Origin of the sequence: Gilliamella sp. CG35 (assembly GCF_046635745.1) — a bacterium.
Taxonomy (GTDB): Bacteria; Pseudomonadota; Gammaproteobacteria; order Enterobacterales; family Orbaceae; genus Gilliamella; species Gilliamella apicola_I.
In genome coordinates this window covers 49,231-70,873 of record NZ_JBIDFH010000013.1, presented here as the reverse complement: position 1 = coordinate 70,873, position 21,643 = coordinate 49,231, and the positions used below count along the sequence as shown (strand labels likewise).

At 35.5% G+C, this 21,643-nt stretch carries 19 protein-coding genes, 1 tRNA gene and 1 other RNA gene; 13 read left to right on the top strand and 8 right to left on the bottom strand.

The genetic code is table 11. The features are described 5' to 3' along the window. Positions 1-626: 626 nt before the first annotated feature. Entirely contained in the window at positions 627-1,379 is a 753-nt protein-coding gene (locus ACGH4F_RS07475; RefSeq protein ID WP_267360416.1) for a M48 family metallopeptidase, read from the bottom strand. Between the two features lie 156 nt (positions 1,380-1,535). On the opposite strand from ACGH4F_RS07475, the gene queA reads away from it, so the two are divergent. Beyond that, positions 1,536-2,570, top strand: coding sequence for a tRNA preQ1(34) S-adenosylmethionine ribosyltransferase-isomerase QueA (gene queA, locus ACGH4F_RS07470; protein WP_411590662.1), 1,035 nt, complete (start codon positions 1,536-1,538; stop codon positions 2,568-2,570). Between the two features lie 74 nt (positions 2,571-2,644). On the opposite strand, the gene ACGH4F_RS07465 is transcribed toward queA, so the two are convergent. Continuing rightward, positions 2,645-3,286: a M48 family metalloprotease gene (locus tag ACGH4F_RS07465; protein WP_411590660.1), complete on the bottom strand. Its 642-nt coding sequence runs from the start codon at positions 3,284-3,286 to the stop codon at positions 2,645-2,647. 180 nt (positions 3,287-3,466) lie between these two features. On the opposite strand from ACGH4F_RS07465, the gene tgt reads away from it, so the two are divergent. The 3 genes from tgt (at position 3,467) to ACGH4F_RS07450 (ending at position 4,916) form a co-directional block, all read left to right on the top strand. Beyond that, positions 3,467-4,603, top strand: a complete 1,137-nt coding sequence (tgt, locus tag ACGH4F_RS07460) for a tRNA guanosine(34) transglycosylase Tgt (protein WP_411590658.1) — start codon at positions 3,467-3,469, stop codon at positions 4,601-4,603. A 72-nt stretch (positions 4,604-4,675) separates the two neighbouring features. Beyond that, positions 4,676-4,752, top strand: a tRNA-Pro gene (locus ACGH4F_RS07455). A gap of 39 nt (positions 4,753-4,791) precedes the next feature. Then, positions 4,792-4,916, top strand: a non-coding RNA gene (locus ACGH4F_RS07450) — RtT sRNA. Positions 4,917-5,026: 110 nt separating this feature from the next. On the opposite strand, the gene ACGH4F_RS07445 is transcribed toward ACGH4F_RS07450, so the two are convergent. Further along, positions 5,027-6,058, bottom strand: a complete 1,032-nt coding sequence (locus tag ACGH4F_RS07445; RefSeq protein WP_267350074.1) for a LacI family DNA-binding transcriptional regulator — start codon at positions 6,056-6,058, stop codon at positions 5,027-5,029. 320 nt (positions 6,059-6,378) lie between these two features. Here ACGH4F_RS07445 and ACGH4F_RS07440 point away from each other — a divergent pair, with 320 nt between their 5' ends. The 4 genes from ACGH4F_RS07440 to rimL all read left to right on the top strand — a co-directional run bounded on the left by ACGH4F_RS07440 (position 6,379) and on the right by rimL (position 9,177). After that, a complete protein-coding gene (locus ACGH4F_RS07440) occupies positions 6,379-6,822 on the top strand; it encodes a PTS sugar transporter subunit IIA (RefSeq protein ID WP_065558380.1) in 444 nt (147 codons plus the stop codon). A 32-nt stretch (positions 6,823-6,854) separates the two neighbouring features. After that, positions 6,855-7,127: a PTS sugar transporter subunit IIB gene (locus ACGH4F_RS07435; RefSeq protein ID WP_065558381.1), complete on the top strand. Its 273-nt coding sequence runs from the start codon at positions 6,855-6,857 to the stop codon at positions 7,125-7,127. A gap of 21 nt (positions 7,128-7,148) precedes the next feature. Then, a complete protein-coding gene (locus tag ACGH4F_RS07430; RefSeq protein WP_267350078.1) occupies positions 7,149-8,513 on the top strand; it encodes a PTS ascorbate transporter subunit IIC in 1,365 nt (454 codons plus the stop codon). A gap of 112 nt (positions 8,514-8,625) precedes the next feature. Beyond that, positions 8,626-9,177: a 50S ribosomal protein L7/L12-serine acetyltransferase gene (rimL, locus tag ACGH4F_RS07425; RefSeq protein ID WP_267350080.1), complete on the top strand. Its 552-nt coding sequence runs from the start codon at positions 8,626-8,628 to the stop codon at positions 9,175-9,177. Positions 9,178-9,213: 36 nt separating this feature from the next. Here rimL and ACGH4F_RS07420 read toward each other — a convergent pair whose 3' ends face one another. Both ACGH4F_RS07420 and adhP read right to left on the bottom strand, forming a co-directional pair. Beyond that, the gene (locus ACGH4F_RS07420; RefSeq protein WP_267350082.1) at positions 9,214-10,707 is read right to left on the bottom strand and encodes an APC family permease; all 1,494 of its coding nucleotides are present in this window, start codon (positions 10,705-10,707) and stop codon (positions 9,214-9,216) included. Between the two features lie 203 nt (positions 10,708-10,910). Further along, a complete protein-coding gene (gene adhP / locus ACGH4F_RS07415; protein ID WP_411590655.1) occupies positions 10,911-11,945 on the bottom strand; it encodes an alcohol dehydrogenase AdhP in 1,035 nt (344 codons plus the stop codon). Between the two features lie 496 nt (positions 11,946-12,441). Here adhP and ACGH4F_RS07410 point away from each other — a divergent pair, with 496 nt between their 5' ends. Beyond that, the gene (locus ACGH4F_RS07410; RefSeq protein WP_411590653.1) at positions 12,442-13,482 is read left to right on the top strand and encodes a tagatose 1,6-diphosphate aldolase; all 1,041 of its coding nucleotides are present in this window, start codon (positions 12,442-12,444) and stop codon (positions 13,480-13,482) included. Positions 13,483-13,615: 133 nt separating this feature from the next. Here the strand turns inward: ACGH4F_RS07410 and grxB are convergent, their stop codons facing one another. Continuing rightward, positions 13,616-14,266 carry a glutaredoxin 2 gene (gene grxB, locus ACGH4F_RS07405; protein WP_267360881.1) on the bottom strand — a complete coding sequence of 217 codons (651 nt, stop codon included), beginning with the start codon at positions 14,264-14,266 and terminating at the stop codon, positions 13,616-13,618. A gap of 2 nt (positions 14,267-14,268) precedes the next feature. After that, entirely contained in the window at positions 14,269-14,889 is a 621-nt protein-coding gene (locus tag ACGH4F_RS07400; RefSeq protein ID WP_267360883.1) for a Pr6Pr family membrane protein, read from the bottom strand. Between the two features lie 235 nt (positions 14,890-15,124). On the opposite strand from ACGH4F_RS07400, the gene xerD reads away from it, so the two are divergent. The 4 genes from xerD to mpl all read left to right on the top strand — a co-directional run bounded on the left by xerD (position 15,125) and on the right by mpl (position 20,067). Next, the gene (xerD, locus tag ACGH4F_RS07395; RefSeq protein ID WP_324101240.1) at positions 15,125-16,024 is read left to right on the top strand and encodes a site-specific tyrosine recombinase XerD; all 900 of its coding nucleotides are present in this window, start codon (positions 15,125-15,127) and stop codon (positions 16,022-16,024) included. A gap of 24 nt (positions 16,025-16,048) precedes the next feature. Further along, positions 16,049-16,744, top strand: a complete 696-nt coding sequence (dsbC, locus tag ACGH4F_RS07390) for a bifunctional protein-disulfide isomerase/oxidoreductase DsbC (protein ID WP_411590652.1) — start codon at positions 16,049-16,051, stop codon at positions 16,742-16,744. Between the two features lie 77 nt (positions 16,745-16,821). Beyond that, entirely contained in the window at positions 16,822-18,558 is a 1,737-nt protein-coding gene (recJ, locus tag ACGH4F_RS07385) for a single-stranded-DNA-specific exonuclease RecJ (RefSeq protein ID WP_411590650.1), read from the top strand. A 117-nt stretch (positions 18,559-18,675) separates the two neighbouring features. Then, a complete protein-coding gene (mpl, locus tag ACGH4F_RS07380) occupies positions 18,676-20,067 on the top strand; it encodes a UDP-N-acetylmuramate:L-alanyl-gamma-D-glutamyl-meso-diaminopimelate ligase (RefSeq protein ID WP_267350090.1) in 1,392 nt (463 codons plus the stop codon). A 196-nt stretch (positions 20,068-20,263) separates the two neighbouring features. Here mpl and ACGH4F_RS07375 read toward each other — a convergent pair whose 3' ends face one another. Further along, positions 20,264-21,622: an L-serine ammonia-lyase gene (locus ACGH4F_RS07375; protein ID WP_411590648.1), complete on the bottom strand. Its 1,359-nt coding sequence runs from the start codon at positions 21,620-21,622 to the stop codon at positions 20,264-20,266. Between the last annotated feature and the right edge of the window lie 21 nt (positions 21,623-21,643).

Below are 21,643 nucleotides of genomic sequence, written 5' to 3'. Positions count from 1 at the left end.
TAATTTTGCTTATTGATCTTGATTAGACACTATTGGATATTTAACTTTGTAAATTAATCAGCAAAATTTTAAAAAAATCAAAAAAATTTGTTTTCAATTAATGCATTACTGATACAAATCCATTTAATAAATTAAGATAAAGAATTCAATTACAACCAAACTTTCGGATGAGTAAAAATTTTTAAATGTTGCACATTCATTTCATCTCTATTCGTTTTTAATGATCAGAAAAATTAACAAAACAAGCGTTTTTTACAGATAATTTTCAAATATTTTCACAATTATACATTGATCGTAAAAAACGATCAATTTAAACAATTAAAATCAATAAAACCTATTAATTTAAGTATAACTATTTTTAATGTTGCTTAGTGAAGTATGAAAAGAAGCATTAAATTATTTTAACAATCTGATAAATAGATAGTTATTTACAATAATCCTGTAATGACATGACTAAATAGTAAAAATAAGTAGTTTGTAAATGCGAGATGATAGGTAAAGAAATGAAGTATATCTTCTGGATGTCTATTGATTAATATTATTGAATCCGTCTTGAAATTTCAATTTACATAAAAACAAAAAGCACCAACAAATTAGGTGCTTTTGACTCAATTATTGACTCGATATTATTTTTTCAATCTGGCAATCTTTTTACGGATATTAGCCGCACGATCTGATGAAGAAGGATGACTACTTAATAAGTCAGAATTACCACCACCAAGTTTTTCAAAACTCGTTGCAAGCCCTACTGGATTAATGTTTTTCTTAATTAAGAAGTCAAAAGAGTAGTTATCAGCGTCTTTTTCTTGTTTTTGTGAAAATTGAGAGTTAACCACAGCGGTGGCTAAAGCTCCTAATTTAGATTTTGATAGCGCAGTTACCGCCGCGTTCCCAGATGAAGCAACAGCATCACGCGCTATCTCGGTAGCATAAGCAACTTGCATTGCTTTTTTAGTGTGCCCTAAAGCAACATGGCCTAATTCATGCCCTAAAACACCCTGAATTTCATTGTCATTCATGTTATCCATTAAACCACTATAAACACGGACACAACCGTTAGCCATTGCCCATGCATTGATATCTTTAGTTAGATATACTTTATATGTGATAGGTGTTCCATTTATGTTATAGCCAAGTGTTTTGGCAATTTTATTCAATCGTTTAGTATAAGCACTGTTGGCAGACGCAATTTTTGCTTTTGAATCCATTTGAGCACATGCATTAGCGCTGAGTGTTTTTATTTCATCGTCACTAAGTGTTGCTGCTTGAATGCCACGCATACCTAGATCAGTCATATTATCTATACTGTTACAACCGACTAATGACATTGCTGCAACCAAAGGAAGCGCAATGGATAATGTATTTTTGAGATTTTTCATTTTGTTTTCCTTATTTTAAATATAATTACTTTATTCCTAACCTTAGCTAGGCAGCGAAAATTTTAAACTAACTTTAATAATAAGCAATAAATAATTACTTGCTTACTGGTATTATGAGATTTAGACTAATGCCTATTTTTTTCAGACATAGCTATTATGAAACTATCCGACTTTAATTTTTTACTTCCCAAAGAACTTATTGCAAAGCACCCTTCTCAAACAAGAAGTGACTGTCGACTTTTATCTTTAAATGGTCATACAAGAAAGATTGAACACGGAGTTTTCACCGATATTATCAATAAAATTAATCCCGGTGATTTACTTGTTTTTAATAATACTAAAGTTATTCCTGCCCGTTTATTTGGTAAAAAAGTTTCGGGAGGAAAAATTGAAATTTTAGTTGAACGAATTTTGAATGATAATCGTGCCCTTGCCCATATAAAAGCATCAAAATCACCTAAAGAAGGTACCGAACTTTTATTAGGAGATGATGATTCAATTAAGGTGATTATGGTGGCAAGACATGATACTTTATTTGAACTTCAATTTCCTGATGATGTATTGACTATTTTAAATAAAATTGGTCATATTCCTTTACCTCCTTATATTGATCGCCCTGATGATGAACAAGACCGTGAAGTTTATCAAACTGTTTACAGTAAAGTGCCTGGTGCAGTTGCTGCACCTACTGCGGGGCTCCATTTTGATGAACCTCTATTAAAAAAATTGAAAGATAAAGGCGTTGAAATGGCTTTTGTTACTTTGCATGTTGGTGCAGGTACATTTCAGCCCGTAAGAGTTGAAAATATTGAATCGCATATAATGCATGCCGAGTATGCAGAAGTCCCCGAAACCGTTGTTGAGGCAGTGTTAGCTTGTAAAGCTCGTGGTAATAAAGTTATCGCCGTGGGCACAACATCGGTTAGAGCACTTGAAAGTGCCGCCCAAAAAACAGGCACTATTGCGCCTTTTTTTGCCGACACTCAGATTTTTATTTATCCCGGCTACCAGTTTAATGTGATCGATGCATTAATCACAAATTTTCATTTACCCGAATCGACTTTAATTATGTTAGTTTCAGCCTTTGCTGGTTATGAAAATACAATGAATGCTTATCAACAAGCCGTTAACGAAAATTATCGTTTTTTTAGCTATGGTGATGCGATGTTTATTACTGGCAAACAAATTTAATTGGTGAGTTTTTAAAATTTGCCAATCGAAGTAGTAACCATTTACCCATTGATTGGCAAACGAAAAAAACATTATTACTTAATATTCTTCAGTTTTTGTGAAATATGATTAATTCGTGTTGATATTGCAGGATGCGATGTTAAATCAACATCATTATGTACCGGCATTTTCATCAGCATGCTAATCAGTGCGGCAGGGTTTAATTTTTGTTTACGTAACATCTCGATCGCATAATTATCCGCATCAATTTCATTTTGCTGAGCGGTCTCGTTTCTTATCATTACAACTGTTTTATTCGCTTTATCATAAATTTCAATATAAGGGGCATGTTGGAATGAGTGTATCGCATGTTTTAGCGCAATGTGTCCTTGTTCATGAGCAATTACCGCCAATAGCTCATCATCGGTTAACAGTTTAATCAATCCGCTGTTTAAGCGTATACAACCATTTGCTGATGACCAAGCATTAGGCTTTGTATTGAGATAAACTTTATAATTTAATTGAAGATGATTAATCGTGTTAGGCAGATATTGAATAAGACGATGAAGTCGTTGACTCATCACATGATCATGAGCTAACACAATAGATTGCTTATCTTCATCACGACAAACTTGTTCGTTAAATTTTAGGATATCCTGCTCAGATAACGCGACAATTTGTTGAGAAGAAAGAATAAATTGCGGTTTATTAAGTTGGCTTTGACAACCTGTTATCATGAATAAAATTAAAAATGACAATGATAGAATAATGTATCTCAAAATTTTTAAAATCTCTCCAAATGTTGTCTATTGCAAGTGATCACGATAAACTAGGCGCCGAAATTTAATAATACGACGACGTATTATATCAATAATTTGCGCCAAACTGTTTATTTGGTCGCACGAGGTTAACAAGACATGAAATTTGAATTAGACAATACAGACGGACTTGCTCGTCGAGGACGTATGAAATTCGATCGCCGTGGCGTCGAATACACCGTTGAAACACCTGCATTTATGCCTGTTGGTACTTATGGTACTGTAAAAGGGATGACACCTGAAGAAGTCGCCGCAACTGGAGCCCAAATCTTATTAGGTAATACCTTTCATCTATGGTTACGACCCGGACAAGAGATTATGCGTAAACATGGTGATTTACATGATTTTATGCAATGGCATGGCCCTATTTTAACCGATTCTGGTGGGTTTCAAGTTTTTAGTTTAGGTGATATTCGTAAAATTAAAGAAGAAGGCGTTTATTTTCGTAATCCAATTAATGGCGATTCAATCTTTTTATCGCCTGAAATTTCAATGGAAATTCAATACGACCTTGGTTCTGATATTGTGATGATTTTTGATGAATGTGCGCCTTTTCCTGCGGAGTGGGACTATGTCAAAAAATCGATGGAAATGTCATTACGCTGGGCAAAACGAAGCCGTCAACGTTTTGATGAACTTGGTAATAAGAATGCATTATTCGGTATAGTTCAAGGTGGTATACATCAAGAATTACGTGACATATCCATTAAAGGATTAACCGAAATAGGCTTTGACGGATATGCTGTGGGTGGATTAGCCGTTGGTGAACCCAAAACGGATATGCATCGTATCTTAGAAGGCACTTGCCCTCAATTACCGGCTGATAAACCGCGTTATCTAATGGGCGTTGGCAAACCTGAAGATTTAGTTGAAGGCGTACGTCGTGGTATCGACATGTTTGACTGTGTCATGCCAACCCGAAATGCTCGTAATGGACATCTTTTTGTAACCAACGGCGTTATTAAGATTCGTAATGCCAAATATAAAGATGACACAACACCACTTGATCCTGAGTGTGATTGTTATACCTGTAAAAATTACACAAAATCTTATCTTCATCATTTAGATAAATGTGGTGAAATTTTAGGTGCTCGACTCAACACTATTCACAATTTACGCTATTATCAACGTTTAATGGCAGAGATTCGAGAAGCGGTTGCTAACAAACGTTATGAAGAATTTGTTACCGAATTTTATCAACGTATTGGCAAAACACCAGCCCCTTTTACAAAATAAAAAATTATCATCATAATTTTTAGGGGAAACTCTTGACACATCGAGGTTAGCGCAGTATTATGCGCATCCTAACGGCGAGTAGCGCAGCTTGGTAGCGCAACTGGTTTGGGACCAGTGGGTCGGAGGTTCGAATCCTCTCTCGCCGACCAATTTCAAAAAAAAGCCTGCTCAATGAGTAGGCTTTTTTATTATTCGCTTCAGTTTAGAGGATGAGAACCGACGGAGGTTCGAACCGAGCGTAGCGAGATAACGTTGCTTTAGCAACGACCCGAAGGGCGAGCATGAAATGCGAGTCATCCTCTCTCGCCGACCAATGTCAAAAAAAAGCCTACTTTTCTAAGCAGGCTTTTTTTGTTTCTGAATTTTGAGAATAAAATTTATCTCATTATTTTCTCTCTTTTATCTAACATATAATACGATCAACTATAAACTCACTCGAGCTTGAATCACTGGCTCTAATTGGGATAATATAGGTTCACTCAAATCCGTTTTGTTATTTAATTTATGTAATATTAAAGTCGCCGTATATTCTCCAATCTGTTTGGAAGGTAATGCGACAGTCGTTAATGGTGGAAAGCTTACTTCACTAAATTCATTATTACCAAATCCACTTACTGCTAATTGATAAGGGACACGAATGTGCCGACGTTGACATTCATAAAGCACACCACACGCTAATTCATCAGTCGTACATATTAAAGCGTCAAGTTCAGGCCAGTTGAGTAATATATCGGAGAGCAAATCGGAACCGGTACTAAAGTTAGCAGGTTTAGCTGCATTAATTACTCTATGATTGGGTAAATGATAAGTTAACATTGCTTTATGCCAACCGTGCAAACGCTGTTGAAAAAAATGATTCTGTTGATTAGCACATAGTAAACCAATATGGTGATAACCCTTTTTAATCGCATACTCGGTAAGCGTATACATAGCTAAACAATCATTTATTTCAACATTTAAATCTATTAAGTCTTCATATTGCTTGCCAATATTCATAATCGGTATTGTTTTGTAATTGGTGATTTGTTGAATTAACCCTTCATCTTCAACATGAAATAACAAAATTGCTTCAAGCTGATAACTGCTTAACGTATTAACTAATTGCGATTCGCATTTGTAATAATGGCACAATTCGATAATTAATGTCGTATAACCTTCTTTTGCTAAGTGAGTTTGCAAAGTATTAAGTAAAATTTTTGCTGTATGATCATATATTTTAGAAGTAATTACCGCGATAACTTTAATCGCCGATGCTGAAGCCAGTAAGCTTGCTGCGACATTGGGTTTATAACCCAATGTCGTAATCGCCAATTGAATTTTTTGACGGAGCTTATCCGAAACTTGCTCAGGTGTCCGTAAAGCTCTTGATACCGTCATAGCCCCGACACCAGCATGTTTCGCGACATCAAACAAAGTGATCTGCCCAGTACTCTTACGCTTTTTTATATCCTGCATGTTTTATCTCAATTAACGTTAACCCTTTTATTTATCTGGCTGTTTGCCCAAAGAATAATGAACTAAATTTTTTCATGGCTAGCAATCAAGTGCAGATTGTTCAAGCTGTTTTTTAATCATGATTATCGATATAATATTAACACTCTAAAAAATATGAGTTATCCATTCATTAAAAATGTTATCTGTATCACAAAACAGAGAAATTTTATTTTAACTTTGATAGCGCTATCACATTTCTACTATTTTTTAATTTCTATTATTGTGCAGTATGTTAATTTTTTAAAAGATATTAACTTTATATCGGTTTTAATGGAGGAAAAATGTTAGGTAAATGGTTAACCAACCAAACAGTCAATATTATTGATTCGGTTAAAGACTGGAAAGAAGCAATACAACTTTGTGCAACACCATTATTAAAAAATAATGCTATTTCACAAAATTACGTGGATGCTATTTTTCAGTTACACGAATCAATAGGACCTTACTACGTTTTGGCACCCGGTATTGCTATGCCACATGCCAGACCTGAACAGGGTGTAAATCAATTAGGATTGTCAATGTTATTGGTCAAGCAAGGCGTTAAATTCAATTCAGAAGATAATGACCCTGTTTATTTAGTGACTTTATTAGCGGCCAATGATAGCACCAGTCACATTGAAATGTTAACGCAATTAGCAACACTCTTCGGTGAATCAAACGATATGCAGACCATTTTTAAAGCACAACATCGTGATGAAATCTTGGCTGTGATTGATCAATATTAAATTAAATAGAAATGAGTAAAAGGATAAACAATATGAAAATTATGGCAGTTTGTGGTTCAGGTCTTGGTAGTAGTTTTATGGTTGAAATGAATATCAAAAAAGTCCTAAAAAAATTAAATATTGATGCAGAAGTTACACATGCTGATTTAGCTTCAGCAACACCCGATCAAGCTGATCTGTTTGTCATGACAAAAGATTTAGCCACCAGTTCTGGGATTCCTGCCGATAAATTAGTGGTGTTAAACAATATTATTGATATCAACGATTTAGAACAAAAACTCGTTGAGCATTTTGCCAAGAACTGAGCAAATCGTTAAGGAGTTACTATGATTCAGGAAATAGTAAAATTTATTGTTGATATCCTAAAAGTACCTGCGGTGCTTGTTGGCTTAATCGCAATGGTAGGATTATTAGCTCAACGTAAATCATTTGCCGATACGGTAAAAGGAACCATTAAGACTATTTTAGGCTTTTTGGTATTAGGTGGTGGTGCAACAGTACTTATTAGCGCAATTACACCATTAGGTATCATGTTTGAACAGGCGTTTAAACTTCAAGGAATCGTTCCTAATAATGAAGCTATTGTATCCATGGCATTAAATGAGTATGGCACAGCAACGGCATTAATTATGGCGTTTGGTATGATTGCCAATATTGTTGTTGCTCGATTTACGCGATTAAAATTCATCTTTTTAACCGGTCATCATACTTTTTATATGGCTTGTATGATTAGTATTATTTTAACTGTTTCAGGGTTTCAAGGTTGGCAATTAGTCTTCACCGGCGCACTGGTTTTAGGGTTAATTATGGCGTTTTTCCCTGCTTTAGCTCAACCACAAATGCGAAAAATTACCGGTAACGATGACGTCGCATTCGGTCACTTTGGTACGCTAGGTTATGTCTTAGCTGGTTGGCTTGGAAAGGCAGTTGGCAAAGGGTCTCGTTCTACCGAAGAGATGAACTTACCAAAAAACTTAAGCTTTTTACGTGACAGCTCAATTTCAATCTCGTTAACCATGATGATTATCTATCTAATTTTAGCCGTATTTGCCGGTTCAGATTATGTTGAAAACAATCTTAGTCATGGCGATAATTATTTAGTTTATGCCATTATTGAGGCGATCACTTTTGCAGCAGGTGTCTTTATCATATTGCAAGGTGTACGTCTAATTCTTGCCGAAATTGTCCCCGCATTTACAGGATTTTCAGAAAAATTAGTCCCTAACGCCAAACCTGCTTTAGATTGCCCTGTCGTATTTCCTTATGCACCCAATGCGGTATTGATTGGCTTTTTATTTAGCTTTTTGGGTGGATTAGTTGGATTATTTGTTTTAGGTCAACTTAACGCGGTACTCATTTTACCGGGTGTGGTTCCACATTTCTTCTGTGGTGCAACTGCTGGGGTATTTGGTAATGCAATGGGCGGACGCCGTGGGGCAATGCTTGGCGCATTTGCTAATGGTTTGTTAGTGACATTTTTACCTGTGGTATTATTGCCTGTATTAGGATCACTAGGTTTTGCCAATACCACGTTTTCTGATGTCGATTTTTGTGGTGTAGGCATTTTACTTGGTAATATGGCAAAATGGTTAAATAAAGATGTTATTATGATGATTATTGTTGCTATTTTTGCTTTATTAGTTGTGTATAACTATGTGGCTAAATCAAAAAGCGAGAGTCAGAGCAAATAATAAACATTTATTGTTTTGTATCCATTAAAATCCATCAAAATTGCCAGACTACACAGTCTGGCAATTTCATAAAAAAGGTCATTAAACTGTTATGTTTTTAAGAGAATAAAGAATGAATGATAACCAACAAGATGAAATTCATGTCACTGAACATATCTATCTTAGTCCTGCAACAACTGATTATGCCAAAGCGTTATACCACATTATTGATTCAAATCGTGTCTTCTTTAGTCAATTTATGACATGGCCAAAATTTGTCAAATGCGAGTCAGATACAGCTAATTTTTTAGCAGATTGTTTTGTCAAACATCAGCGTGATCAAACTAAAACCTATGTAATTTTACATAATAACCTATCAGTCGGGTTACTTTCCTTTAATTATATCGATAAAAATAATAAAACTGCCTATCTCGGTTATTGGTTAGATAGCAAAGCACAAGGTAAGGGTATCATTACACAAGCTATCCAAGCACTCACTCATCATTATGCTGTAAAAAAAATCATTAAACGCTTTGTCATTAAATGTGCTGTCACTAATTTGAAAAGTAATCAAGTCGCTAAGCGTTGTGGTTTTGATTATGAAGGAACACTCAAACAAGCCGAATATCTTAATGATGCGTTTTATGATCAAAATATCTATAGTTTAATTTCAAATTATATTTAAGCTACTTGTCATAAAAATAAACTGGCAATAGCCAGTTTATTTTATGAATTGATTAAATAACATCAAAACTTTAAAAGCAAGTCCTGAACTCACGATATAACCATATGCAATTAATCCGGCAATGATAATTAATGAAGCATATGCAATAGAGTATTGTGTTTTGTTATGATATTTTTTCATTTCACCAAGCGAAAGCTCTTTGTTTTGATTCTTTTTATGATAATAGTAGTATACTGGTAAGCCAATCAAGGTTAAAAAGATTGAAGCAATCCCATTTACAGTTTGATAAATCAACATACCATAAATAACATAAGCAGCCCCGCTTATAGCCACAATAGGAATAATAGGGTATCCAATAACTTTGTAAGGTCTAGGCACTTCAGCATATTTTTTTCTGGCAATAATCACACCAATAAAAGTCAGTAGATAAAATACCCAAATCGCAAACATTGAAATTTCTGACAACCGATCAGCATCCAGCAATATCGAATACAAGAATGAAAAAATAACTAAGACAATAATAGCATTAACTGGGGAACGACTATCCTCATCAATCGTACTTAAAAAACGTGCCCCAATAATCGTACCTCGCTCAGCCATACTAAAAATAGTTCGTGATAAGGTCATGATATAACCATTAATGCCACCCAGAATTGAGACCATAATACCAACGGCAACCAAGTTTCCACCGAATTCCCCAAACATGCGTTGTGAAGCAATAGCTGAGGCATCATGTTTTAGTGATACCATTTCCTGTACCGGAAATATTTTAAATAGTGCAATGTTTATACAGGCATAGACAATAATTAAGAATAGGATTCCCAGAATGATTGCTTTAGGTAAAACTTTTGAAGGATTTCGGATTTCACCAGCTACAGAGGCGACTTGCGCCCAACCGTCATAAGCAAACAGTGTCGCAAGAATGGCAACAGCGAAAGGTGCATAGGTTTCAATGCCTTGTCCACTTGCACCAAGTAAGGCGACTTGTCCATTACCTTTCCAAAGACCAAAGATAGCTAATAAAAGGATCGGAATTAATTTACAAATCGTTGCAAAGGTTTGTAAATAGCCTGCCTCTTTAACCCCTATTGCATTAATCAAGGCAATAAAACCTAACACACCTGCACTAACCGCCATTCGATAAGCTTCATCAATATTAAATAATAAGCAAAAAACTGAGCTAAAATAGCCAACAAGTGCCCCTACTAATGATGGCGCAAAAAGAACAGTGATCATCCAACCATAAAGGTGAGATACTTTCGCACCATAAATTTTTTCTAAATAAACTAACATGCCACCAGTTTTAGGAAACATCACTCCTAATTCACACAATGTTAGTCCACCACAAATAGAAAAAATACCACCAATTATCCACGCTAGTAATGCATAATTATAATCACCAGCGACTTCTAACACTGCGGGTGGTTTCATAAAAGCTCCTGCTCCTAAAACCATTCCGACAACCAGTGATAATGCAGAAACTAGACCAAGATCTTTCCGCAATTTATTTTCTAAATTGTGATCTGACATAAACGTCCTCTTTGAGTAATAATCTATATTAAGGAAAATTTATTTATAATAGAAGTTTATGAATAAAATTCAAGAAAGAATACTGTTAACTATCTGAAAAGAATTAAATTCATAGAAAGAATGGGATTTTTATCCTTTAAATATAAAAAAGTCAGCATTAAGCTGACTTAAGCATATAAGTCGAAACCTTTTAGTTACTTTTTTTAGTTACTTCTTTTCATTTTCATATCAATGACCATACGCCCTTGAATTTTTCCTGCTTTCATCTCATCGATCATATCGTTGATATCTTCTAATGGTCTTTTTTCTACGATCGGGACAACTTTTCCTTCTGCACTAAATTGAAATGCTTCTGCAAGATCTTCTCGAGTCCCCACAAGCGAACCTAAAACCTGAATACCATCTAATACTGTTTTAGGAATACTTAAATCCATTGTTTCAGACGGTAAACCCAGTGCCACAACACGTCCTAAAGGGCGAACAGATTCAACAGCCTGATTAAAACCTGTCTTAGTTACTGATGTCACCACAGCACCATGCGCACCACCGCCCGTATGTTGTTTGATGTATGCCCCTACATCAGCTACTTTTTTAGGATTAACGACTAAATCTGCCCCCAATTTTTTACACAACTCTAATTGACTATCACTATTACTAATTGCCACCACTTTGTTATTAAAGACTTTTTTACCATACTCAACCGCCAAAGTTCCTAAGCCACCAATACCAAATACAGCAAGCCATTGCCCTGGTTTGGTATCCGCAACTTTAATGCCTTTATAAGTGGTAACACCGGCACATGTTACACTGGTTGCTTGAGCGGGATCTAATCCTTCCGGAACTTTAACGGCATAATCAGCCTTAACAATACAAAATTCTGCCATACCTCCGTCAACGGTATAACCCGAATTCAACGCACTACGACAGAATGTTTCATTACCCGATATACAATATTCACAAGTCCCACAACCTGCATGAAACCATGCAATACTCACCCTATCGCCAACTTTTAAACTTTTTACATCGGGCGCAACTTTAGTCACTATGCCGACACCTTCGTGACCAATTACTCTACCAGGCTTTTTACCAAAATCGCCCGAAGCAACATGAAGATCCGTATGGCAAAGACCGCAATATTCAACTTCAACTAAAGCTTCACCAGCTTCTAATGGACGGATAGGAATATCTTTAATGTCGACTTGGCCATCGCAAGCATTTCTTATAACAGCAGCTTTCATTTCTTTCTCCTGAATAATTAAAATTTAACTCATAATTGTATTTATTTTAGTCTTATTTTTATTAAAAAATATGCTTATCTTCAAAGTTTCAAAAAATTTTATATCCTATTTTATTTATTGATATTGTATAAAAACCTATAAAGCTAATTAATTTCACTATTTAGGATTTGCATTTTTATTTCAATTTATATCGTGCCGATAGATGAAGCATGAGTAGTTTTGTCTTAGAACTACGGTTTAGTACAGTCTATAGAATACAAAAAATGAATGCGTATTAATGTTAAGTTAGCCAACAGGCATCAACCACATTGAAAAATTTTAACGATTGTTCTAGAAAATAATATCAAACTATCACAATGTATCACTTTCCAGAAAGGCAACTAATGAACTGAAATTTAATCATTTTTAGCTTTAATCAAAACTAGCACTAAATGACTAATAAATCATCGAGTAATAAATCTACAATGAAAAATCTTTTTAAATGGAGAGTTGTAAAATGGCTACAAAACGTATTTCTCGTGGTAAATTTACCCGTATGCAACAATTATCAAACCAAGAAGGTATTATTGCTGCGTTAGCAATCGATCAGCGTGGTTCAATGGTTAAAATGATGGAAGCCGCCGTTGGTAAGGATCGTTATCATGTTGATATGGTGTATGAATTCAAAGAGCTTGTTTCTCAAGAATTAACAAAATATGTCAGTGCAATTTTGTTAGATGAAGAGTATGGCTTTAAAGGTATGGCGAAAAAAAATCAAAATGCGGGTTTAATCATTTCTTATGAAAAAACGGGTTATGATGCTAACACACCAGGTCGTTTACCTGACGTATTACCGGAAGATTCTTTACAACGGTTATTAAAAAAAGGGGCAGATGCAGCCAAGGTTTTAGTCTATTACAACCCTGATGATCCACAAGATATTTTAGATAAAAAGCATGCATTTTTAGAACGTATTGGCGATGAAGCAAGAGCGGCTGATATTCCCCTCTTTGTTGAACCTATCGTGTATGATAATACGGTGACAGATGATAAAAGTCCTGAATTTGCCAAAATCAAACCACAAAAAGTTATCAATACCATTAAAGAGTTCACGCAAAACCACTATTACATCGATGTTTTAAAAGTCGAAGTTCCTGTACTTTTTAAACATGTTGAAGGCTTCAATGATAATAATGTTGTAGTGTATTCACAAAAACAAGCAGCGGATTATTTTAAACAAGCCAGCGATGCCGCCACGCGTCCTTTTATATATTTAAGTGCCGGTGTTCCGACCAAAACATTCCATCAAGAGTTAATTTTCGCGGGTGAAAATGGTGCTAAATATAGTGGTATTTTAGGTGGTCGTGCCACTTGGTTTGAAGGTGTTGCCGTTTATGCGAAGGAAGGGAAAGAAGGATTAAAACGCTGGTTAGATACCACCGGACGGGAAAACGTTGAAGAGCTCAATAAGATTTTAAAACAATATGCTACGCCATGGTATGACATTTACGGCGGTAAAGACCAAATTGAAATCATTGATCTTAAATTAGGTAATTAATCGCTCAGTTTCAACATGCTAACTACGATTTATCATATTGTTAGCATGGGTTAATACTTATCGTATTCCTATTTTCTAATTGTTAACTCATTAACCTAGGTTAATGAGTTTTTTTGCTTCAAAATATTGGTAATTATACGGCTTTATCAAAAAACAGATTAACCTTACTCTGTTTTGACATCGATTCCAGATAAGCTTTAATTTTAGGCGGAAAGGTCAAACTCTTTACACAAGTTAAATTACGTAATACAGGAAATAATAAGATATCATCCAATGATAAATTACCATTACAAGCATGTGCTGAAACAATCAGGGGTGCTAGTTTATCTAGAATGTTTGATACGGACATGACTAATTCATCAGTTTGTTCAAGACATGCATCAAACGAACCTATTTTTTTGGTTTTATTGGCAACAAAATCATCAATAGCATGTTGAGTTGCAAATTCCGCTAAACCGAGTTTAATATAGCGAGGACACTCTAATTTATAATCATAGTGTTGTAATTGCTTAATTAACGCTGATATTTCGGATGATTGTGATCCAACTAAAATTGGTTTGCCCCCATAATTATTGTCGATGTAATCCACAATATCTAAACTTTCTGGCATATAACTCCCGTCATCTTTTTGCAAAATCGGAACCATTTTTTCGCCGATCATGCTTTGCGGTGTTTCCGAATCATCACTAAGTAAAACGTGCTCTTCAACCGGTATATTTTTCAAACCAAAAATCATTCTTGCTCGTGCACAGAAAGGACAATGTTCATAAATATATAGTTTCATTTTTATCTCCTTAAACGGTCAATACACCATAATAAGAAAGTTAATCCCAAAAATAATAATAGCACTTTACTCACATTATATAATGCTTTTATATAACCTATTTTTTCAATGTTGATAAATGGATACGGATATTGATGTGTAAAATAACCTCGTACGAAGATATAAATAGCATACGCTATCATTGACAATATCGAACCAATAACAACTTTGGCGTTGATACGTCTGAATGGTCCCCAAATAAGCCAACTCAAAATACCTAATAGGGGAATAACAACATGTAAACTTTCATTTGTAAAACGCAATAAACTATTTGGCGGTTGATGAATACCGCGTAAAATTGAGTTATAAATTATTGCAGTAATAATTACACCAATTAAGCCATTTAATCGAATAACATTAAAGCTATAACGGTTACAGTTAGGTTTAAAGGTTAAAAATAGGCAACTTATTGCTAGCATGAGATTGGAAAGAACAGTAAAAAAACTATAATAAAATATTATTCGACCTATCGGCGTACCAGGTTGCCATGGACGAAGCCGAGCATGCCAATAAACATGAGTTTCAATCCCAATTACGAATAACGCATAAACCGCGATAAAAAGGTAAATATTTCGCTTTAACATATAATTACATTGAGGAAATTTTAGAAATGATAAGTATATATCAAACAATGCAAGCCACATATTTTTTTCACTAACATCAATAACATTATATCAGTAAAAAGTTAAAATAATGTCTTTTATCATACAATATGATATTCATGATTCAACATGAGTTACACTGCAATTAATTGCTAATTTAGTATATAATATTTTCTATATTTAAAATGTAGAGATAATCTTGGTGTCAAAAGACCACATTCGTCCTCACAATGACAAACTCGTTGAAGAATTCCTCAACGCCATATGGTTAGAACGAAATTTAGCGGAAAATACTATAGAATCTTATAAACTTGATCTATTGGCACTCAATCAATCGCTACAGTTGAAAAATGTGAATTTTATTACTGCTCAGACCACTCATTTGCAAGATTTTTTAATGCAACGGGTTGCCGATGGTTATCAAGCAAGTAGCACCGCACGACTGATGAGTGCAACAAAACGTTTTTTTCAATTCTTATATCAAGAGAATTATCGCACCGATGATCCTTCAGCTGTCCTGTCTTCGCCTAAATTACCAAAAAAATTGCCCAAAGATTTAACTGAATCACAAGTTGAGGCTTTGCTTGAATCCCCTAATACTCAAGACTCATTAGAGCTTCGAGACAAAGCCATGTTAGAAGTGCTTTATGCAACCGGTTTACGGGTAACAGAATTAGTGAGTTTAGAAATAAGTGATATTAGTTTACGACAAGGTGTGATTCGGGTAATAGGTAAGGGGAATAAAGAACGTTTAGTCCCACTGGGCGAAGAGGCCATTTATTGGTTAGAATACTATTTTAAATATGGACGCGATGATTTACTTAAATCGGGGCCAGTCGATGTGCTTTTCCCAAGTAGACTTGGAAAAAAAATGACACGACAGACATTCTGGCATCGAATAAAATATTATGCCATACTAGCTGATATAAATATTGAAGCACTTTCTCCTCATGTGCTTCGGCATGCATTTGCTACCCACTTACTTAATCATGGGGCAGACTTGCGGGTTGTTCAAATGTTATTGGGACATAGCAGCCTTTCAACTACGCAAATCTATACCCATGTAGCAACAGAAAGGTTAAAGCAATTACACAGCAAACATCATCCTCGAGCATAGGGTTTAAAAAATAAGGATAAGTAAATGAAAAAATTAGTTTTAGGTTTGGCGTTAATTTCAACCTCAGTTTTGGCAGGTAATAGTGACATTACCGATACCATGAGTAAGCTAGGTTATGAGAATAAAGATTTAAAAATTACCAACACGCCCGTAAAAGGTTTGAAAAGTGTAGTCACACCCGATGGAACCTTTTATGTCACGGACGATGGTAAATATTTAACTCAAGGCCCTATCTATAATGTTGAAGGTGACGAGCCGAAAAACATCGCTAATAGCACTAATTTGGCATTAATGAAAACTATCGAAAAAGATGCTATCATTTACAAAGCCAAAGATGAAAAATATGTGATTTCAGTATTCACTGACTATACTTGTCATTATTGTAAATTGTTGCACGAGAATATAGATCAATATTTAAATAATGGCATTTCAGTCCATTATTTCGCCTACCCTCGTGCAGGTGCTGATAGTGAAGTTGGTAAAAACATGCAATCTATCTGGAGCGTTGCTGATCGCAAAGCTGCTTTTGATAAAGCTTACAAAGGCGATCCTATTACACCAGCTACCAGCGACGTTCCTTATGTTACTCAGCAATTTAACGTTGGTCGACAACTAGGTATAAGCGGTACCCCGTCAATCGTTTTATCCGATGGGCAACTTATTCCAGGTTACATACCAGCCGATAAATTAATTGAAATCTTAAAAAACACAGCTAAATAATTTTTAATTAAATACTAGCTAAAATTCAAATTTATAATTAATAAGTATGTTAGCGCAAATGCGCTAACATTGAAAATATGAATAAAACTAAATTAGTACGTCGTAAATTACCCGAGTTACATCCTGAATTTTCGAATGACATTCCAACATTATTGCAACGAATCTATGCTCTACGTGGCGTGACATCAAGCAAAGAGATTGATTATGCTGCTCGAAATCTAAGTAATTATGATCAGTTAAATGGTATAGATAAAGCCGTTGAAATTATCTATTCAGCCATGAAAAACAATCAAAGAATCATGATTGTTGGCGATTTTGATACCGATGGGGCGACCAGTACCGCATTGGCTGTCCGAGCATTAAAACAGATGGGATGTCAGTTTGTCGACTATATTATTCCTGACCGATTTGAAGATGGTTATGGTTTAAGTGTTGAAGTGGTTAAAAAAGCGATATCATCGAAAGCTGACCTGATTATTACTGTCGATAATGGCATTTCAGCTATTGAAGCGGTCGAATTTGCTAAACAAGCTAATTTGCCAGTCATTATTACCGATCATCATTTATGCCCAAACCCGTTACCTTCGGCGGATGCCATTATTAACCCTAATTTACCTGATTGTACTTTTCCCTCCAAAAATTTAGCTGGAGTGGGCGTGACATTTTATTTAATGTTAGCGTTAAGAGCAAAGTTACGGCAAGAAAACTGGTTTAATGATAATCAGTTAGCTGAATTTAACATTGCTAATTTATTAGATTTAGTTGCACTGGGAACTATTGCCGATGTCGTGAAACTGGATCATAACAACCGTATCTTAGTTCATCAAGGAGTTAGCCGAATCCGCTTTGGTTACTGTTGTGAAGGTATTAAGGCATTATTGCAAGTTGCCAAAAAAGATTGCTGTTCATGTAATGCGACTGATCTTGCTTTTTACATTGCACCAAGATTAAATGCCGCTGGGAGAATGGACAATATGTCGCTTGGTGTCGAATTATTACTCTGTGACCACCCTGACACCGCCCTTAACTTAGCAACTGATCTTAATAATTTAAATAATGATCGCAAATTAATTGAACAGACGATGCATCAAGAAGCACTGTCTTTCATTGAAAAAATGGAGAATGAAAAAACCTCGATTCCTCACTTTCTAGTGGTTTATCATCCCGAGTGGCATCAAGGTATCATTGGGATTTTATCTTCCCGTTTGAAAGAAAAATATCATCGTCCGGTTATTTCGTTTGCTTCTACTCAAGATGGTTTTTTAAAGGGATCTGGACGGTCAATTAAAGGAATTCATTTACGCGATTTACTTGATGAATTGCAGCACTTACACCCTGAGCTTATGGTAAGTTTTGGGGGACATGCGATGGCGGTTGGTTTAACAATACATGAAAATGATTTATCACGTTTTACCGCATGTGTTGAAGCATTATTACTTAAACGATTAGATGACAAATTATTAGAAACGGTTATTGAAACAGACGGGGAAATCGATGGACAAGATTTCAATTATTCAATTGCCAAACAATTAAAAGATTCTGGGCCTTGGGGAGAAGGATTCCCTGAACCTATTTTTGATGGTGAATTCATCATTCATCAACAGCGATTATTGGCAGACAAGCATCTTAAATTGGTTTTAGAACCTAAAAATGGCGGACCCATCATTGATGGTATTGCATTTAATGTTGATCGTCTAGAATGGCCTGATTTATCAATAAAACAAGCTAAAGTTGTTTATCATTTAGACGTAGATGAGTTTCGTGGTAATCAAGCCGCCAAATTATTGATTAGACATTTGTGGCCTATCGCATAGTTGATCAAAATCGATTATAATTCGCAGAATATTTAAAAGTTACATTACATTAACCTTTGATATAATTCAGATAAAGACTAGTTTATTAACATAATTTGTAGAGATTGAGGACTAAAAATGCATATTCATATTCTTGGGATCTGTGGCACATTTATGGCAGGAATTGCATTAATAGCCCGTTCTCTTGGCCATAAAGTTACTGGCTCAGATAAAAACGTTTATCCACCTATGAGCACGCTTTTACAAAAAGAGCATATTGACATTATTGAAGGTTATGATCCATCACAACTGACTCCTAGCCCGGATTTAGTCATTATTGGTAATGCCTTATCCAGAGGTAATCCTTGTGTCGAGCATATACTAAATAGTAATATTCCTTATATCTCTGCGCCACAGTGGTTACATGACAATGTATTAAAAGATCGTTGGGTTATCGCTGTTGCAGGAACGCATGGTAAAACAACCACAGCAGGCATGGTCAATTGGATATTGGAAAAACAGGGATATAAACAAGGTTTTGTGATTGGTGGTGTACCGGGTAATTTTGATGTTTCCGCTCGATTAGGCGAAGGTAAATTTTTTGTTATTGAAGCTGATGAATATGATTGTTCGTTTTTTGATAAACGCTCCAAGTTTATGCATTACTGCCCTAAAACGCTTATTATGAACAATCTTGAGTTTGATCATGCTGATATCTTTGATGATCTTAATTCAATCCAAAAACAATTTCATCATTTGGTACGTTTAGTCCCTAGCAAAGGGCTGATTATTTCGCCTCAAGATGATGTGAATTTACGACAAGTCTTAGCCAAAGGTTGCTGGAGTGAACAAACTTTTACTGAGTCAGAATCTGGTTGGCTAGCTCAAAGAATTAACCATGATGCAAGTCACTTTGCTGTTTATTACAATAGTCAAAAAGTCGGCGAAGTAGAGTATTCTTTGGTTGGTGAACACAATATGCATAATGCACTCATGTCAATTGCTGCTGCCCATAATGTCGGTATTCAACCGGCTGATGCTTGTTTAGCTCTCAGCTCATTTGTTAATGCTAAACGACGTTTAGAACTTTATGGTAAAGTCAATAATATTGAAATATATGACGATTTCGCACATCATCCAACGGCTATTTTGGCAACATTAGAAGCGCTACGTAGTAAAATTGGTGCTAATCGTCGTATTCTGGCAGTGTTAGAGCCTCGCTCAAATACCATGAAATTAGGCATATCGAAAGATGAATTAGCGCCGTCATTAGGTCGTGCCGATGAAATCTTCATTTTTCAACCAGAACAGTTACCATGGTTAGTCGTTGATGTTGTTGATGCTTGTATTCAACCGGCTTATTGGTCTGGTGATATTGATTTGTTAGTTGAAATGATTGTTAAATCAGCAAAACCAACCGATGCAATATTAATTATGAGCAATGGAGGATTTAATGGTATTCATAAAAAGCTTTTGGATAAGTTAACAAAACAGCAAAGCAAAGAGCAGGAAGACCAAGATTTAATCTAATTGATTTTTATGCTTGTCGGTATGGCTAGATACCTAGCCTACCATACAAGTATAAATAGCACACCTTTCACAATCTTTTCAAGATATTACAATTTGTTTATCAACAATCAAAATCGGATCGCCCCAATCAGCATTGACTGGCAAAATTGATTTTAAGAAATAGATTTCAAATCGATTACTAATTATAAATGCACTACTAACTACAATGCACCGTTATGGCTAATCCACCCCGTGATGTTTCACGATATTTGGCATTCATATCTTTACCTGTCTCGTACATCGTTTCTATTACTTTATCAAGAGATACAATGGCAGCAGTTGTTCGTCTTAGCGCCATACGTGTCGCATTAATCGCTTTTACTGCAGCAATGGCATTACGTTCAATACAAGGGACTTGTACTTGACCATCTACGGGATCACAGGTTAAACCAAGATTATGCTCCATACCAATTTCAGCCGCCATACACACCTGTTCAGGACTGCCACCCAGTAATTCCGCAAGTCCAGCTGCAGCCATTGAACAAGCTACCCCCACCTCACCTTGACAACCTACTTCAGCCCCCGAAATAGAAGCATTATTTTGGTATAAAAGCCCTATGGCGCCACAAGTTAAAAAATACCGAACATAGGTATCAGGAGTTACTGGAGCAATAAACTTATCATAATAAGCAAGCACTGCTGGAATAATACCGCAAGCCCCATTGGTTGGCGCTGTCACCACCCGCCCACCTGCTGCGTTTTCTTCACTGACCGCTAAGGCAAACATATTTATCCAATCGATAATAATCATTGGATCATTATCATTTTTACTGGTTGATAATTGTCGGTAAAGTGCATTCGCTCGACGAGGTACTTTTAATGCACCCGGTAATAAACCTTCAGTGTGGATACCTCGCTTAATACAATCTAACATGGTTTGTCCAACCAACGTAAAATAGTTGATAATTTCCTGTTGCGAATGGAGTTGTAACTCATTTTTAAGCAGAATGCTTGATATCGATAATGAGTTTTCATCACAGTGCTGCAAAAGTTGTGCTGCCGATGAAAAAGGATAAGGAAAGTCAACCGTATTTTGATCTTGTTGACCAAACTGTGTATCTTCTACAATTTTACCACCGCCGACCGAATAATAAGTGGTTTGAGCAAGTATTTGCTCACCTTGATAAGCCGTTAAAGTCATACCATTTTCATGCTTAGGCAAAAAAGTAGAATGAAATAGAATATTTTCACTTGAAAACGCTATTTCATAACGACCATTATAGATAGATAACCGTTTATTTTGATTCATATTTTGAATCAAAATAGGAATATCATCGATATTAACGGTATCGGGTTTTTCACCCGCTAGCCCTAAAATAATAGCGATATCAGTATGATGACCTTTACCTGTCAAAGATAATGAACCATAGACATCGGCAATAATCTTAGTCACAACAGGCATTTGACCATTATCAATTAACTGATCGATAAATGCTTTGCCTGCTCGCATTGGACCAACAGTATGCGAGCTTGAAGGGCCAATACCAATTTTAAATATCTCAAAAACTGAAGCCATTTGTTTCCTTTATACGGTTAA